15 protein-coding genes are annotated in these 14656 nt (G+C 65.7%); 14 read left to right on the top strand and 1 reads right to left on the bottom strand.

Features of this window, described 5'->3' with window-relative positions:
* The first annotated feature begins 1 nt into the window (after position 1).
* The 14 genes from K2O50_RS08380 (at position 2) to K2O50_RS08315 (ending at position 13736) form a co-directional block, all read left to right on the top strand.
* Positions 2 to 196, top strand: a complete 195-nt coding sequence (locus K2O50_RS08380) for a cbb3-type cytochrome c oxidase subunit 3 (protein ID WP_011533056.1) — start codon at positions 2 to 4, stop codon at positions 194 to 196.
* Positions 193 to 1134, top strand: a complete 942-nt coding sequence (gene ccoP, locus K2O50_RS08375; RefSeq protein ID WP_050706571.1) for a cytochrome-c oxidase, cbb3-type subunit III — start codon at positions 193 to 195, stop codon at positions 1132 to 1134. The genes K2O50_RS08380 and ccoP (K2O50_RS08375) overlap by 4 nt, the downstream gene beginning before the upstream one ends.
* Before the next feature lie 558 nt (positions 1135 to 1692).
* Positions 1693 to 3135, top strand: a complete 1443-nt coding sequence (gene ccoN / locus K2O50_RS08370; RefSeq protein WP_050706572.1) for a cytochrome-c oxidase, cbb3-type subunit I — start codon at positions 1693 to 1695, stop codon at positions 3133 to 3135.
* The gene (ccoO, locus tag K2O50_RS08365) at positions 3135 to 3743 is read left to right on the top strand and encodes a cytochrome-c oxidase, cbb3-type subunit II (protein WP_023631369.1); all 609 of its coding nucleotides are present in this window, start codon (positions 3135 to 3137) and stop codon (positions 3741 to 3743) included. The genes ccoN and ccoO overlap by 1 nt, the downstream gene beginning before the upstream one ends.
* A gap of 5 nt (positions 3744 to 3748) precedes the next feature.
* Positions 3749 to 3940 (top strand): CcoQ/FixQ family Cbb3-type cytochrome c oxidase assembly chaperone, encoded by a 192-nt coding sequence (locus K2O50_RS08360; protein ID WP_031315534.1) that lies wholly within the window; start codon positions 3749 to 3751, stop codon positions 3938 to 3940.
* Positions 3937 to 4914, top strand: coding sequence for a cytochrome-c oxidase, cbb3-type subunit III (gene ccoP / locus K2O50_RS08355; RefSeq protein ID WP_050706573.1), 978 nt, complete (start codon positions 3937 to 3939; stop codon positions 4912 to 4914). Before K2O50_RS08360 ends, ccoP (K2O50_RS08355) begins: the two co-directional genes overlap by 4 nt.
* A 304-nt stretch (positions 4915 to 5218) precedes the next feature.
* Complete coding sequence (gene ccoG / locus K2O50_RS08350; RefSeq protein WP_050706574.1) at positions 5219 to 6634, top strand: cytochrome c oxidase accessory protein CcoG; 1416 nt, start codon at positions 5219 to 5221, stop codon at positions 6632 to 6634.
* 15 nt (positions 6635 to 6649) lie between these two features.
* Positions 6650 to 7180: a FixH family protein gene (locus K2O50_RS08345; protein WP_050706575.1), complete on the top strand. Its 531-nt coding sequence runs from the start codon at positions 6650 to 6652 to the stop codon at positions 7178 to 7180.
* A 148-nt stretch (positions 7181 to 7328) separates the two neighbouring features.
* The gene (locus tag K2O50_RS08340; RefSeq protein WP_220689987.1) at positions 7329 to 9800 is read left to right on the top strand and encodes a heavy metal translocating P-type ATPase; all 2472 of its coding nucleotides are present in this window, start codon (positions 7329 to 7331) and stop codon (positions 9798 to 9800) included.
* On the top strand, positions 9782 to 9994 hold the full coding sequence (gene ccoS / locus K2O50_RS08335) for a cbb3-type cytochrome oxidase assembly protein CcoS (protein ID WP_050706577.1): 213 nt from the start codon (positions 9782 to 9784) through the stop codon (positions 9992 to 9994). The genes K2O50_RS08340 and ccoS overlap by 19 nt, the downstream gene beginning before the upstream one ends.
* Positions 9987 to 10670 carry a sulfite exporter TauE/SafE family protein gene (locus K2O50_RS08330; protein ID WP_050706578.1) on the top strand — a complete coding sequence of 228 codons (684 nt, stop codon included), beginning with the start codon at positions 9987 to 9989 and terminating at the stop codon, positions 10668 to 10670. Before ccoS ends, K2O50_RS08330 begins: the two co-directional genes overlap by 8 nt.
* 160 nt (positions 10671 to 10830) lie before the next feature.
* Positions 10831 to 12213 carry an oxygen-independent coproporphyrinogen III oxidase gene (gene hemN / locus K2O50_RS08325; RefSeq protein ID WP_050706579.1) on the top strand — a complete coding sequence of 461 codons (1383 nt, stop codon included), beginning with the start codon at positions 10831 to 10833 and terminating at the stop codon, positions 12211 to 12213.
* A 187-nt stretch (positions 12214 to 12400) separates the two neighbouring features.
* Positions 12401 to 13135, top strand: coding sequence for a Crp/Fnr family transcriptional regulator FnrA (gene fnrA / locus K2O50_RS08320; RefSeq protein ID WP_011533044.1), 735 nt, complete (start codon positions 12401 to 12403; stop codon positions 13133 to 13135).
* A 52-nt stretch (positions 13136 to 13187) separates the two neighbouring features.
* Positions 13188 to 13736, top strand: a complete 549-nt coding sequence (locus tag K2O50_RS08315; protein WP_050706580.1) for an adenine phosphoribosyltransferase — start codon at positions 13188 to 13190, stop codon at positions 13734 to 13736.
* Positions 13737 to 13978: 242 nt separating this feature from the next.
* Here the strand turns inward: K2O50_RS08315 and recR are convergent, their stop codons facing one another.
* Entirely contained in the window at positions 13979 to 14581 is a 603-nt protein-coding gene (recR, locus tag K2O50_RS08310; RefSeq protein WP_050706581.1) for a recombination mediator RecR, read from the bottom strand.
* Positions 14582 to 14656 lie beyond the last annotated feature (75 nt).

Genomic DNA, 14656 nt, shown 5'->3' with positions numbered 1-14656 from the left:
GATGGACATCGACATCGGCATGATCCGTGGCCTGGGCACCCTGGTGGTGATGATCGCCTTCATCGGCCTCTCGCTCTGGGTGTTCAACCGTCGCCGCGACCGTGATTTCGCCGAAGCGCGCCTGCTGCCCTTCGTCGACGACCGCCTGCCCCCCGCCGGGCAGGAACCTGCTGCAATGAGGAGTACCCGGCAATGACCACCTTCTGGAGTACGTACATCAGCGTACTGACCCTCGGCAGCCTGATCGGCCTGACCTGGCTGCTGCTCGCCACCCGCAAGGGCCAGAGCAGCGACACCACCGACCAGACCATGGGCCACAGCTTCGATGGCATCGAGGAGTACGACAACCCGCTGCCGAAATGGTGGTTCTGGCTGTTCGTCGGCACCCTGGTGTTCTCGGTCGGCTACCTGATCCTCTACCCGGGCCTGGGCAACTGGAAAGGCATCCTGCCCGGCTACGAGAATGGCTGGACCCAGGTGGACGAGTGGCAGAAAGAGATGGACAAGGCCGACGCCAAGTTCGGCCCGATCTTCGCCAAGTATGCCGCCATGCCGGTGGAGGAAGTGGCCAAGGACCCGCAGGCACTGAAGATGGGCAGCCGGCTGTTCGCCTCCAACTGCTCGGTGTGCCACGGCTCCGACGCCAAGGGCTCCTACGGCTTCCCCAACCTGACCGACAGCGACTGGCGCTGGGGCGGCGAGCCGGAGACCATCAAGGCCTCGATCATGAACGGCCGCCACGGCATCATGCCGGGCTGGTCCACGGTGATCGGCGAGCAGGGCGTGGCCGATGTGGCCGCGTTCGTGCTGACCAATCTCGACGGTCGCACCCTGCCGGCTGATGCCAAGGCCGACCCGGCCAAGGGCAAGGAGCTGTTCGCCACCAACTGCGTGGCCTGCCACGGGCCCGAAGGCAAGGGCACCCCGGCCATGGGCGCGCCGAACCTGACCCATCCGCAGGCGTTCATCTACGGCTCGAGCTTCGCCCAGCTGCAGCAGACCATCCGTTATGGCCGTCAGGGCCAGATGCCGGCGCAGCACGACATCCAGGGCAACGACAAGGTCCACCTGCTGGCGGCCTATGTGTACAGCCTGTCGCAGGAGCAGGCCACTGAAACAGTGACTGCCAAGTAACACTCGTGGGAGCGGGCTTGCCCCGCGATGGCGCCAGACCTGACGACCTCATCGCCCGGGCCGACGCCATCGCGGGGCAAGCCCGCTCCCACGCTGTAAAAGCCTGCAACTCCGCTCCCTGCGCGAGAGTGCAGCCCCAAAGGGTTTGGTGATCTCCTACAGACCTCCCCCTCTCCCCTCCCGCCTTGCACCCCCTCCGAACACAACTAAGCTTGTTGCCACAGTGGCTCCGCTCGCAGCGACCGGAACAGACGTGGTGCACAGCCTGACATCACGCATCGACTCCACGCTCACGAGCCTGCGGCTTTGGGATGACGCCTTGCGTGCCCGTCCCCGTTTAAAAAGCTTGACCGAACGATCAGAAAAACATGGAAAACGGTACACATTACAAATATTTATTTGTGTACAATCATCCAGCCCAGAAGCCGCGGGACGGCGGTGAAAAGGGTCTGGACACGGGTCGGCGCAGGTTTCCTTGCGTTGCCATAACCCTGGTGGTTATCGATACTGGCGCCGATTTACCAACCAACAAGAACACCCAAACCGTGGAACCTTAGAATGAGCACTGCAATCAGTCCGACTGCTTATAACTATAAGGTCGTCCGCCAGTTCGCCATCATGACGGTGGTCTGGGGGATCCTTGGCATGGGGCTCGGCGTCTTCATCGCCTCGCAACTGGTATGGCCCCAGCTCAACCTGGACCTGCCATGGACGAGCTTCGGCCGCCTGCGCCCACTGCACACCAACCTGGTGATCTTCGCCTTCGGTGGCTGTGCCCTGTTCGGCACCAGCTACTACGTGGTGCAGCGCACCTGCCAGACCCGGCTGATCTCCGACAGCATGGCCGCCTTCACCTTCTGGGGTTGGCAGGCGGTGATCGTCGGCGCGCTGATCACCCTGCCGATGGGCTTCACCACCACCAAGGAGTACGCCGAGCTCGAGTGGCCGCTGGCGATCCTGCTGGCCATCGTCTGGGTCACCTATGCCCTGGTGTTCTTCGGCACCATCGTCAAGCGCAAGACCAAGCACATCTATGTCGGCAACTGGTTCTACGGCGCGTTCATCGTGGTCACCGCGATGCTGCACATCGTCAACCACATCTCCCTGCCGGTGAGCCTGTTCAAGTCCTACTCGGCCTACGCCGGCGCCACCGACGCGATGATCCAGTGGTGGTACGGGCACAACGCCGTGGGCTTCTTCCTCACCACCGGCTTCCTCGGGATGATGTACTACTTCGTGCCCAAGCAGGCCGAACGCCCGATCTACTCCTATCGCCTGTCGATCGTGCACTTCTGGGCGCTGATCACCTTGTACATCTGGGCAGGTCCCCACCACCTGCACTACACCGCGCTGCCGGACTGGGCGCAGTCGCTGGGCATGGTGATGTCGATCATCCTCCTGGCGCCGAGCTGGGGCGGCATGATCAACGGCATGATGACCCTCTCGGGCGCCTGGCATAAGCTGCGCACCGACCCGATCCTGCGCTTCCTGGTCGTCTCGCTGGCGTTCTACGGCATGTCCACCTTCGAAGGCCCGATGATGGCCATCAAGACGGTCAACTCGCTGTCGCACTACACCGACTGGACCATCGGCCACGTCCACGCCGGCGCCCTCGGCTGGGTGGCGATGATTTCGATCGGCGCGGTCTACCACATGATCCCGAAACTCTACGGCCGCGATCAGATGCACAGCGTCGGCCTGATCAACGCACACTTCTGGCTGGCCACCATCGGCACCGTGCTGTACATCGCCTCGATGTGGGTCAACGGCATCACCCAGGGCCTGATGTGGCGCGCCATCAACGACGACGGCACCCTCACCTACTCCTTCGTCGAAGCCCTGCAGGCCAGCCACCCGGGCTTCATCGTCCGCGCCCTGGGCGGTGCGTTCTTCGCCTCCGGCATGCTGCTGATGGCCTACAACGTGCTGCGTACCGTGCGCGCCGCCAACCCGGTTCAGGCTGAGGAAGCCGCCAAGATCGTCGTCGTGGGAGCCCACTGATGAAGCATGAAGCAGTCGAGAAGAACATTGGCCTGATGGCCTTCTTCATGGTCATCGCCGTCAGCGTCGGTGGCCTCACCCAGATCGTCCCGCTGTTCTTCCAGGACGTCACCAACAAGCCGGTCGAGGGCATGAAGCCGCGTACCGCGCTGGAGCTCGAAGGCCGCGACATCTACATCCGCGAAGGCTGCGTGGGCTGCCACTCGCAGATGATCCGGCCGTTCCGTGCCGAGACCGAGCGCTACGGCCACTACTCGGTGGCCGGCGAGAGCGTGTGGGACCACCCGTTCCTGTGGGGCTCCAAGCGTACCGGCCCGGACCTGGCCCGGGTCGGCGGCCGCTACTCGGACGACTGGCACCGCGCCCACCTGTACAACCCGCGCAACGTGGTGCCTGAGTCGAAGATGCCGTCCTACCCGTGGCTGGTCGAGCACAAGCTCGACGGCAAGGACACTGCCAAGAAGATGGAAGTGCTGCGCACCCTGGGCACCCCCTACACCGATGAAGACATCGCCGGCGCCGCCGACGCGGTCAAGGGCAAGACCGAGATGGACGCCCTGGTCGCGTACCTGCAAGGCCTTGGCACCCTCATCAAGAGCAAACGGTGACCGTGATGGATATCGGGATGATTCGCGGCCTGGGCACCGTCGTGGTGCTGGTGGCCTTCGTGGGCCTTGCGCTGTGGGTGTTCAGCCCACGGCGCAAGCGGGAATTCGACGAGGCAACGCAATTGCCGTTCGCGGACGACCCCGAAGCCACCCGTCACGTCGAGCAAGCACAAGCTTCTAGGAGCAAAAAACAATGACAACCTTCTGGAGTCTGTACGTCACCGTCCTGACCCTGGGCACCATCTTCGCCTTGACCTGGCTGCTGCTGTCGACCCGCAAGGGCCAGCGCGAGGAAATCACCGACGAAGTCGTCGGCCACGCCTTCGACGGCATCGAGGAGTACGACAACCCGCTGCCGAAATGGTGGTTCTGGCTGTTCATCGGCACCGTGGTCTTCGCCCTCGGCTACCTGGTGCTGTACCCGGGCCTGGGCAACTGGAAAGGCCTCCTGCCGGGCTATGCCTACGTCGACAACGACAAGAAGACCGAGTTTTCCAACGGCCAGGCCGGCTGGACCGGCGTGCACGAGTGGGAAAAGGAAATGGCCAAGGCCGACGCCCGTTTCGGGCCAATCTTCGCCAAGTTCGCCGCCATGCCGCTGGAGGATGTGGCCAAGGACCCGCAGGCTCTGAAGATGGGCGCGCGCCTGTTCGCCTCCAACTGCTCGGTGTGCCACGGCTCCGACGCCCGCGGCGCCTACGGCTTCCCCAACCTGACCGACAACGACTGGCGCTGGGGCGGTGAGCCGGAGACCATCAAGACCACCATCATGAATGGTCGCCACGGCGTGATGCCGGGCTGGGCCACTGTGATCGGCGAGCAGGGCGTGGCGGATGTGGCGGCCTTCGTGCTGACCAACCTGGACGGACGCAAGCTGCCCGAGGACGCCAAGGCCGACCCGGCCAAGGGCCAGCAGATCTTCGCCACCAACTGCGTGGCCTGCCACGGGCCTGAAGGCAAGGGCACCCCGGCCATGGGCGCGCCGAACCTGACCCACCCGCAGGCGTTCATCTACGGCTCGAGCTTCGCCCAGCTGCAGCAGACCATTCGCTATGGCCGCCAGGGGCAGATGCCGGCCCAGGCGCAAATGCAGGGCAACGACAAGGTGCACTTGCTGGCCGCTTATGTGTACAGCTTGTCGCATCAGGCGGAACCGGCCAAGACCGAGTAAGGCAGGCCTGGCCTCTTCGCGGGTAAACCCGCTCCCACAGGTACTTCACTGAACCTGTGGGAGCGGGTTTACCCGCGAAGAGGCCGGCACTGACAGCACAATTCCTGCAGGCCTCATGACCTGAATCAATTGACACCCGCCATAACACGATTCACACCACGAACCCAACGCGACTAAAGGTCGCAGCGCGCCCCGCACGCGCCAACTCAGGCGTATCATGGGCCGCAGAGCGCTAGCAGAACGCGCGAGACTGCGGCCGGCACGCACTGGCCGCGGCATTTCTCCACTGCCGTGGGACTTGATGATGAGCAAGCAAATTCCGGTACATGACGTCACCCCGCCTGCCAGCAAAGGGAAGGATTCCGTCGACCTCTACGCCTCGCGCGAAAAAATCTACACCCGCGCCTTCACCGGCATCTTCCGCAGGCTGCGGATGGTCGGTGGCGCGGTGTTGTTCCTGCTGTACTTCGGCACCGTCTGGCTGAACTGGGGCGGCCACCAGGCCGTCTGGTGGAACCTGCCCGAACGCAAGTTCTACATCTTTGGCGCCACCATCTGGCCCCAGGACTTCATCCTGCTCTCGGGCATCCTGATCGTCGCCGCCTTCGGCCTGTTCTTCATCACCGTCTACGCCGGCCGGGTCTGGTGCGGCTACACCTGCCCGCAAAGCGTGTGGACCTGGGTGTTCATGTGGTGCGAGAAAGTCACCGAAGGCGACCGCAACCAGCGCATGAAGCTGGACAAGGCGCCCATGAGCGCCAACAAGTTCCTGCGCAAGCTGGCCAAGCACAGCCTGTGGCTGCTGATCGGCTTCGTCACCGGCATGACCTTCGTCGGCTACTTCGCGCCGATCCGCGAACTGGCCATCGAGTTCTTTACCGGGCAGGCCGATGGCTGGGCCTACTTCTGGGTCGGCTTCTTCACCCTGGCCACCTACGGCAACGCCGGCTGGCTGCGCGAGCAGGTGTGCATCTACATGTGCCCGTACGCGCGCTTCCAGAGCGTGATGTTCGACAAAGACACCCTGATCGTCTCCTACGACCCACGCCGCGGCGAGACCCGCGGCCCGCGCAAGAAAGACATCGACTACAAGGCCAAGGGCCTGGGCGACTGCATCGACTGCACCATGTGCGTGCAGGTCTGCCCCACCGGCATCGACATCCGTGACGGCCTGCAGATCGAGTGTATCGGCTGCGCCGCCTGCATCGACGCCTGCGACAGCATCATGGACAAGATGAACTACCCCAAGGGCCTGATCAGCTACACCACCGAGCACAACCTGTCCGGGCAGAAGACCCACATGCTGCGCCCGCGTCTGATCGGCTACGCCCTGGTGCTGCTGGTGATGATTGGCGCCCTGATCACCGCCTTCGCCACCCGCTCACTGGTCGGCTTCGACGTGGCCAAGGACCGCGTGCTGTACCGCGAGAACGCACAGGGGCGGATCGAGAACGTCTACAGCCTGAAAGTGATGAACAAGGACCAGCGCGACCACGTCTACGTGCTCGACGCCGCCGGCCTGCCCGACCTCAAGCTCGAAGGCCAGCGCGAGATCCGCGTGGCCGCCGGCGACATCGTCAACCTGCCGGTGCAGTTGTCGGTCGCTCCCGAACAACTGCCCTCGACCACCAACGAAGTCACCTTCATCCTCAAGGACGCCGACGACAGCGCCAGCCAGGTTGAAGCCAAGAGCCGTTTCATCGGCCCACAGATCCGCTGAGAGAGAACACCAACAATGCCTGCAGCCACCGCCGCCAGCCCCTGGTACAAGCACCTCTGGCCCTGGATCATCATCGGCATCCTGGCCACCTCGGTGTGCCTGAGCCTGACCATGGTCAGCATTGCCGTGCGCAACCCGGACAACCTGGTCAACGACAACTACTACGAGGCCGGCAAGGGCATCAACCGCTCGCTGGACCGCGAGCTGCTGGCCCAGACCCTCAACCTCAAGGCCAGCGTGCACCTGGACGAGCTGACCGGCGAGGTGGAAGTGCGCCTGACCGGCAACAGCGACCCGCAGACGCTGGAACTGAACCTGATCTCGCCGACCCAGCCGGACAAGGACCGCAAGGTGCCGCTGACCCGTACCGAGCAAGGCCGCTATGTCGGCCAGCTCGACGACAAGGTCCAGGGGCGGCGCTTCGTCGAGTTGCTGGGCAGCCAGGATGAGCATGTGTGGCGGTTGTTCGAGGAGGAGAAGGTCGAGCATGGGCTGACCTTGCAGCTGGGGGACGAGGCGTTGCAAGGTGCCGAGCACCAGCAATGAACCGCGATACCGCTGGGGCTGCCCTGCAGCCCTTTCGCGGCACAAGGCCGCTCCTACAGGGGAACGCATGCTTCTGTAGGAGCGGCCTTGTGCCGCGAAAGGGCCGCAAGGCGGCCCCGGCAATCCCAAGCCAAAAGATAGACTCAAAATGACCCACCCCACCCCCTGCTACCACTGCGCCCTGCCCGTCCCCGCCGGCAGCCGCTTCACCGCCGTGGTCCTCGGCGCGCCGCGGCAATTCTGCTGCCCCGGCTGCCAGGCAGTGGCCGAGTCCATCGTCGCCGGTGGCCTGGAGCACTACTACCAGCACCGCAGCGACACCAGCGCCAACCCCGAGGCCCTGCCCCGCCAGCTCCAGGATGAACTGGCGCTGTACGACCGCAGCGACGTGCAACAGACGTTCGTGCGCCACGAAGGCGAACTGGCCTCGACCATCCTGATGGTCGAGGGCATCAGCTGCGCCGCCTGCGGCTGGCTGATCGAGAAGCACCTGCGCAACCTGCCCGGCGTCGACGACGCCCGCTTGAACCTGTCCAACCACCGCCTGCTGGTCAGTTGGGACGACCAGCAACTGCCACTGTCCAAACTGCTGGCCGAGCTGCGCCAGATCGGCTACGCCGCCCACCCCTACCAGCCCGACCAGGCTGCCGAACAGCTGGCCCGGGAAAACCGCAGCGCCCTGCGCCGCCTGGGCGTGGCCGGGCTGCTGTGGTTCCAGGCGATGATGGCGACCATGGCCACCTGGCCGGAATTCAACATCGACCTGTCGCCCGAGCTGCACACCATCCTGCGCTGGGTCGCGCTGTTCCTCACCACCCCCATCGTGTTCTACAGCTGCGCGCCGTTCTTCAAGGGCGCGGCCCGCGACCTGCGCACCCGCCACCTGACCATGGACGTCTCGGTGTCGCTGGCCATCGCCCTGGCCTACTGCGCCGGGATCTGGACCGCGATCACCGGCAGTGGCGAGCTGTACTTCGACACCGTCGGCATGTTCGCCCTGTTCCTGCTCACCGGCCGCTACCTCGAACGCCGCGCCCGCGAGCGCACCGCGGCGGCCACCGCGCAGCTGGTCAACCTGTTGCCGGCCTCGTGCCTGCGCCTGGACGCCAACGGCCAGGGCGAGCGCATCCTGCTTGGCGAACTGCAGTGCGGCGACCGGGTGCAGGTGCTGCCCGGTGCGGTGATCCCGGCCGACGGGCTGATCCTCGACGGCCGCTCCAGCGTCGACGAATCGCTGTTGACCGGCGAATACCTGCCCCTGGCGCGCCGCGTCGGCGACCGGGTGACCGGCGGCACCCTCAACGTCGAAAGCACCCTCACCGTCGAAGTCCAGGCCCTGGGCCAGGACTCGCGGCTGTCAGCCATCGTCCGCCTGCTGGAGCGCGCCCAGTCGGAAAAACCACGCCTGGCGGAAATCGCCGACCGCGCCTCGCAGTGGTTCCTGCTGTTTACCTTGGTGGCCGCCGCCGTGATCGGCGTGATCTGGTGGCAACTGGATGCGCCACGGGCGTTCTGGATCGTCCTGGCCATGCTGGTCGCCACCTGCCCCTGCGCCCTGTCACTGGCCACGCCGACCGCCCTCACCGCGGCCACCGGCAGCCTGCACAAGCTCGGCCTGCTGATCACCCGCGGCCATGTGTTGGAAGGGCTGAACCAGATCGACACGGTGATCTTCGACAAGACCGGCACCCTCACCGAGGGCCGCCTGGCCTTGCGCAGCGTGCGCCCGATGGGTCGGCTGGACGGCGACCAATGCCTGGCGCTGGCCGCCGCCCTGGAAAACCGCTCCGAGCATCCCATCGCCCGCGCTTTCGGCCGCGCCGCCCAGGCCGCCGAAAGCGTCAGCAGCATGCCGGGGCTGGGCCTGGAAGGCGAGTTGGCCGGCCAACGCCTGCGTATCGGTCAGGCCGCCTTCGTCTGCGCCCTCAGCGGCGCCGAAGTGCCCGGCGTGCCGGAGCCACGCGGACAATGGCTGCTGCTGGGCGACCGCCAAGGCCCGCTGGCCTGGTTCGGGCTGGACGACCGCCTGCGCGACGACGCCCAGGACCTGGTGACCGCCTGCAAGGCCCGGGGCTGGCAAACGCTGCTGCTGTCCGGCGACAGCTCGCCGATGGTCGCCGAAGTGGCCGCGCAACTGGGCATCGACCAGGCCGTCGGCGGCCTGCGCCCGGACGACAAGCTCGCCCGCCTCAAGACCCTGCAAGGCCAGGGCCGCAAGGTGCTGATGATCGGCGACGGCGTCAACGACGTGCCGGTGCTGGCCGCCGCCGACATCAGCATCGCCATGGGCAGCGCCACCGACCTTGCCAAGACCAGCGCCGACGCGGTGCTGCTTTCCAATCGCCTGCAAGCGCTGGTGCAGGCCTTCGACCTCGCCCGCCGAACCCGCCGCAACATTGTCGAGAACCTGCTCTGGGCGACGCTGTACAATGGCCTCATGCTGCCGTTCGCCGCGCTCGGCTGGATCACCCCGGTGTGGGCGGCGATCGGCATGTCGGTCAGTTCGCTGATCGTGGTGCTCAACGCCCTGCGCCTGACCCGGCTGCCCGCCGATGCGGCGCCGGCCGGGCGCGAGCCGGCGTCGCTCGAAAGGAAACCGCTATGCCCGCCCTCTACGTGATGATCCCCGCCGCCCTGCTGCTGGTCGGCGTCGCCGTTTACATCTTCTTCTGGGCGGTGGACAGCGGCCAGTACGACGACCTCGAAGGCCCGGCCCACAGCATCCTGTTCGATGACCAGGACCCGCGCCACCAGGCCGCCGTGAAGCCCGGGGACGAACAGCCCGACGACAAGGACCCCGCGCCACGTGCCTGAACTGATTCCGCTCCTGGGCTCGGCGCTGGTCCTGGGCCTGCTCGGTGGCGGCCACTGCCTGGGCATGTGCGGCGGCCTGATGGGCGCCCTGACCCTGGCCATCCCACCCGAGCAGCGCGGTCGACGCCTGCGCCTGCTGCTGGCCTACAACCTCGGGCGCATCCTCAGCTATGCCGCCGCCGGCCTGCTGCTGGGTCTTGCCGGCGTGGCGCTGGCCAGCAGCCCACTGGCCATCGGCCTGCGCGTCATCGCGGCGCTGCTGCTGATCGCCATGGGCCTGTACCTGGCCGGCTGGTGGAGCGGCCTGACCCGTATCGAAGCGCTCGGCCGCGGCCTGTGGCGCCATGTACAACCCGTTGCCACCCGCCTGTTGCCGGTGTCCAGCCTGCCTCGCGCCCTGCTGCTGGGCGCCCTGTGGGGCTGGCTGCCGTGCGGGCTGGTGTATAGCACACTGCTGTGGGCGGCGAGCCAGGGCGATGCGCTGCACAGCGCGGCACTGATGCTGGCGTTCGGCGTCGGCACCTGGCCGGTGCTGCTGGCCACGGGGCTTGCCGCCGAGCGCGTGGGTCGCCTGCTGCGCAAACGCGGGGTGCGCATGGCCGGCGGTGTACTGGTGATCCTCTTTGGTCTCTGGACATTGCCTGGGCCGCACCAGCACTGGTTGATGGGACACTGATCGCGGGGCAAGCCGCTCCCACGCCTGCTAGGGGCGCGCCAACGGGTGGGAGCTGGCTTGCCCCGCGACGGTCGCCAACTCACCTTGATACAAATCAACACGACTTCTTACATCCGCCCCTAGACTCCGGACACTGCAGCTCTATCCGGGGACCACCCACATGCTCGACGACCTACGCTGGGACGCCGACCTGATTCGTCGCTACGATCTGGCCGGGCCACGCTACACCTCCTATCCGACCGCCGTGCAACTGCACGGCGAAGTGGGCTCGTTCGACCTGCTTCACGCCCTGCGCGAAAGCCGCCGCGCCACGCGCCCGCTGTCGCTGTACGTGCACGTGCCGTTCTGCGCCAACATCTGCTACTACTGCGCCTGCAACAAGGTCATCACCAAGGACCGTGGCCGCGCCGCGCCCTACCTGCAGCGCCTGGAGCAGGAGATCCAGCTGATCGCCTGCCACCTCGACCCGAAACAGGTGGTCGAGCAGCTGCACTTCGGCGGCGGCACGCCGACCTTCCTCAGCCATGTGGAACTGCGCCAGCTGATGGCCACCCTGCGCCAGCACTTCCACCTGCTGGACGACGACTCCGGCGACTACGGCATCGAGATCGACCCGCGCGAGGCCGACTGGTCGACCATGGGCCTGCTGCGCGAGCTGGGCTTCAACCGCGTCAGTCTCGGCGTGCAGGACCTCGATCCGGCCGTGCAGCGCGCGGTCAACCGCCTGCAGAGCCTGGAGCAGACCCGCACCCTGATCGAGGCGGCGCGCACCCTGCAGTTCCGTTCGATCAACCTCGACCTGATCTACGGCCTGCCCAAGCAGACCCCGGAAGGCTTCGCCCGCACTGTCGAGGAAGTGATCCGCCTGCAGCCCGACCGTCTGTCGGTATTCAACTACGCACACCTGCCCGAGCGCTTCATGCCCCAGCGGCGCATCGACAGCGCCGACCTGCCGGCGCCGGCGGCCAAGCTGGAAATGCTCCACGCCACCATCGACCAACTGACCGCAGCCGGCTACCGCTACATCGGCATGGACCACTTCGCCCTGCCCGACGACGAACTGGCCATCGCCCAGGAGGAAGGCACTCTGCAGCGCAACTTCCAGGGCTACACCACCCACGGCCACTGCGACCTGATCGGCCTGGGCGTGTCGGCGATCAGCCAGATCGGCGACCTGTACTGCCAGAACAGCAGCGACCTCAACACCTACCAGGACACCCTTTCCACCGCCCAGCTGGCGACCCAGCGCGGCCTTTTGTGCAACCAGGACGACCGCCTGCGCCGTGCAGTGATCCAGCAACTGATCTGCCACTTCGAACTGGATTTCGAGGCGTTCGAGCAGGCCTTCACCATCGATTTTCGCGGCTACTTCAAGGAGCTGTGGCCGCAGCTGCAAGCCATGCAGCGCGACGGCCTGATCAGCCTGGACAGCAAAGGCATCCGTATCCTGCCGGCCGGCCGCCTGCTGGCGCGCTCGGTATGCATGGTGTTCGACGCCTACCTCGCGCAGCAGAATCGCCAGCGTTTCTCGCGGGTGATCTGAGGCGATTGAGGCGTTTCACCGCATGGACAGCCCGCCTTTCGAGGCACACTATGGACAGTTGAACGGTAGCGGAACACCCCTTCCCTGCCGCCGCTAGCGTGCACCAAAAATGCGCACACTGGCCTACAGCCCATGCCGCAGGTTATCCTTACGGCTTATGTGTGCTTTCCCACAAGGATCGAAAGAAATGTCCGAGCCAGTAAAACTGCGCCCACACAACCAGGCCCACTGCAAGGATTGCAGCCTGGCCCCCCTGTGCCTGCCCCTGTCCCTGAACCTGGAGGACATGGATGCACTGGATGAAATCGTCAAACGCGGCCGCCCGTTGAAGAAAGGCGAGTTCCTGTTCCGCCAGGGTGACAATTTCGGCTCGGTCTATGCGGTCCGCTCTGGCGCCCTGAAAACCTTCAGCCTCAGCGATGCCGGCGAAGAGCAGATCACCGGCTTCCACCTGCCCAGCGAGCTGGTCGGCCTGTCGGGCATGGACACCGAGGCCTACCCGGTGTCGGCCCAGGCCCAGGAAACCACCTCGGTGTGCGAGATTCCCTTCGAGCGCCTCGACGAACTCTCGGTACAACTGCCGCAGCTGCGCCGCCAGCTGATGCGGGTGATGAGCCGCGAGATCCGCGACGACCAGCAGATGATGCTGCTGCTGTCGAAGAAGACCGCCGACGAGCGCATCGCCACCTTCCTGGTCAACCTGTCGGCACGCTTCCGTGCCCGCGGCTACTCGGCCAACCAGTTCCGCCTGAGCATGTCGCGCAACGAGATCGGCAACTACCTGGGCCTGGCGGTGGAAACCGTGTCGCGGGTGTTCACCCGCTTCCAGCAGAACGGCCTGCTCAAGGCCGAGGGCAAGGAAGTGCACATCCTCGACCCGATCCAGCTGTGCGCGCTGGCCGGTGGTGCGCTCGAAGCCTGATCGCCCCGTGAACAGGGTATACTGGCGCCGAGTTTTTCCAGGATACCCGCCCATGCACAGCGACACCTTCGACCTCAAAGCCCTGATCCGCCCGGTAGTGGACTTCCCCAAGCCGGGCGTGATCTTCCGCGACATCACACCGCTGTTCCAGTCGCCGCGCGGGCTGCGCTATGTCGCCGACCAGTTCATCGAGCGCTATGTCGAGGCCGATTTCAGCCATATCGGCGCCATGGACGCACGGGGCTTCCTGATCGGCTCGATCATCGCCCACCAGCTGAACAAACCACTTATCCTGTTCCGCAAGCAGGGCAAGCTGCCGGCCGACGTGCTGTCGGAGGGTTACCAGACCGAATACGGCGAGGCCTTCCTGGAAGTGCACGCCGACAGCCTGTGCGATGGCGACTCGGTATTGATCTTCGATGACCTGATCGCCACCGGCGGCACCCTGCTGGCCGCGGCCAACCTGGTGCGCCGCACCGGCGCCCAGGTGTTCGAGGCGGCGGCGATCATCGACCTGCCGGAGCTCGAAGGTTCGCGCCGGCTGCAGGCAGCCGGGGTGCCGACCTTCTGCCTGACCGAGTTTTCCCTCAGCGAATATTGAGTTCGCGTTCGCGATGCTTTGCGTGGGCTTCCAGCCCCCGTCAAGGTTCTGCGATTTTTCGATATGACCGTTCCAACTCAGGATTGCCGGGGTCGCTTTGCGACCCTTTCGCGGCACAAGGCCGCTCCTACAGGGGCGCGCAGTCGCCTGTAGGAGCGGCCTTGTGCCGCGAAAGGGCTGCAAAGCAGCCCCGGCAAATCCAAGCCTGGCGCCAATTATCAAAACCTTGAAAGGGCTGGGTCTTACAGCGAAATCGGCCTGCGCCCCGCAAAGGCGTGGGCCAGCGTCCCGCCGTCCACCAGCTCCAGCTCCCCGCCCAACGGCACGCCATGGGCGATGCGCGTGGCGGCCAGGCCCTTCTCGGCCAGCAGCTGGGCGATGTAGTGGGCAGTCGCCTCCCCCTCCACCGTGGGGTTGGTGGCCAGGATCACCTCGCTGAAGGTGCCCTGCTCCTCGATCCGCGCCATCAGCTGCGGAATACCGATGGCCTCAGGCCCCAGGCCATCGAGCGGCGACAAGTGCCCCTTGAGCACGAAGTAGCGGCCGCGATAGCCGGTCTGCTCTACCGCGTATACATCCATCGGGCCTTCCACCACGCACAGCTGGGTATCGTCACGGCGTGGATCAGAGCACTGCGGACACAACTCCTGCTCGGTGAGGGTCCGGCACTGGCGGCAGTGGCCAACGCCTTCCATGGCCTGGCTCAGGGCCTGGGCCAGGCGCGTGCCGCCGCTACGGTCGCGCTCGAGCAACTGCAGGGCCATGCGCTGGGCGGTTTTCTGGCCTACACCGGGCAAAATGCGCAGGGCGTCGATCAGTTGGCGGATCAGGGGGCTGAAGCTCATCTAGGCAGGCCTGTCAGTCGGTAAACAGAACGAAGAAGGGAGCAACGACCGCTTGGCCGTTGCTCCCCATTGTGC

The organism is Pseudomonas sp. 2hn (assembly GCF_019646095.1).
In the GTDB taxonomy this organism is placed as follows: domain Bacteria; phylum Pseudomonadota; class Gammaproteobacteria; order Pseudomonadales; family Pseudomonadaceae; genus Aquipseudomonas; species Aquipseudomonas peradeniyensis.
This window is presented reverse-complemented; position numbering and strand designations above follow the sequence as displayed.

Excerpts from the sequence above, each read along its gene's own strand:
- K2O50_RS08380 (WP_011533056.1), top strand. The coding sequence starts at position 2 with ATGGACATCGACATCGGCATGATCCGTGGCCTGGGCACCCTGGTGGTG.
- ccoP (WP_050706571.1), top strand. The coding sequence starts at position 193 with ATGACCACCTTCTGGAGTACGTACATCAGCGTACTGACCCTCGGCAGC.
- ccoN (WP_050706572.1), top strand. The coding sequence starts at position 1,693 with ATGAGCACTGCAATCAGTCCGACTGCTTATAACTATAAGGTCGTCCGC.
- ccoO (WP_023631369.1), top strand. The coding sequence starts at position 3,135 with ATGAAGCATGAAGCAGTCGAGAAGAACATTGGCCTGATGGCCTTCTTC.
- K2O50_RS08360 (WP_031315534.1), top strand. The coding sequence starts at position 3,749 with ATGGATATCGGGATGATTCGCGGCCTGGGCACCGTCGTGGTGCTGGTG.
- ccoP (WP_050706573.1), top strand. The coding sequence starts at position 3,937 with ATGACAACCTTCTGGAGTCTGTACGTCACCGTCCTGACCCTGGGCACC.
- ccoG (WP_050706574.1), top strand. The coding sequence starts at position 5,219 with ATGAGCAAGCAAATTCCGGTACATGACGTCACCCCGCCTGCCAGCAAA.
- K2O50_RS08345 (WP_050706575.1), top strand. The coding sequence starts at position 6,650 with ATGCCTGCAGCCACCGCCGCCAGCCCCTGGTACAAGCACCTCTGGCCC.
- K2O50_RS08340 (WP_220689987.1), top strand. The coding sequence starts at position 7,329 with ATGACCCACCCCACCCCCTGCTACCACTGCGCCCTGCCCGTCCCCGCC.
- ccoS (WP_050706577.1), top strand. The coding sequence starts at position 9,782 with ATGCCCGCCCTCTACGTGATGATCCCCGCCGCCCTGCTGCTGGTCGGC.
- hemN (WP_050706579.1), top strand. The coding sequence starts at position 10,831 with ATGCTCGACGACCTACGCTGGGACGCCGACCTGATTCGTCGCTACGAT.
- fnrA (WP_011533044.1), top strand. The coding sequence starts at position 12,401 with ATGTCCGAGCCAGTAAAACTGCGCCCACACAACCAGGCCCACTGCAAG.
- K2O50_RS08315 (WP_050706580.1), top strand. The coding sequence starts at position 13,188 with ATGCACAGCGACACCTTCGACCTCAAAGCCCTGATCCGCCCGGTAGTG.
- recR (WP_050706581.1), bottom strand. The coding sequence starts at position 14,581 with ATGAGCTTCAGCCCCCTGATCCGCCAACTGATCGACGCCCTGCGCATT.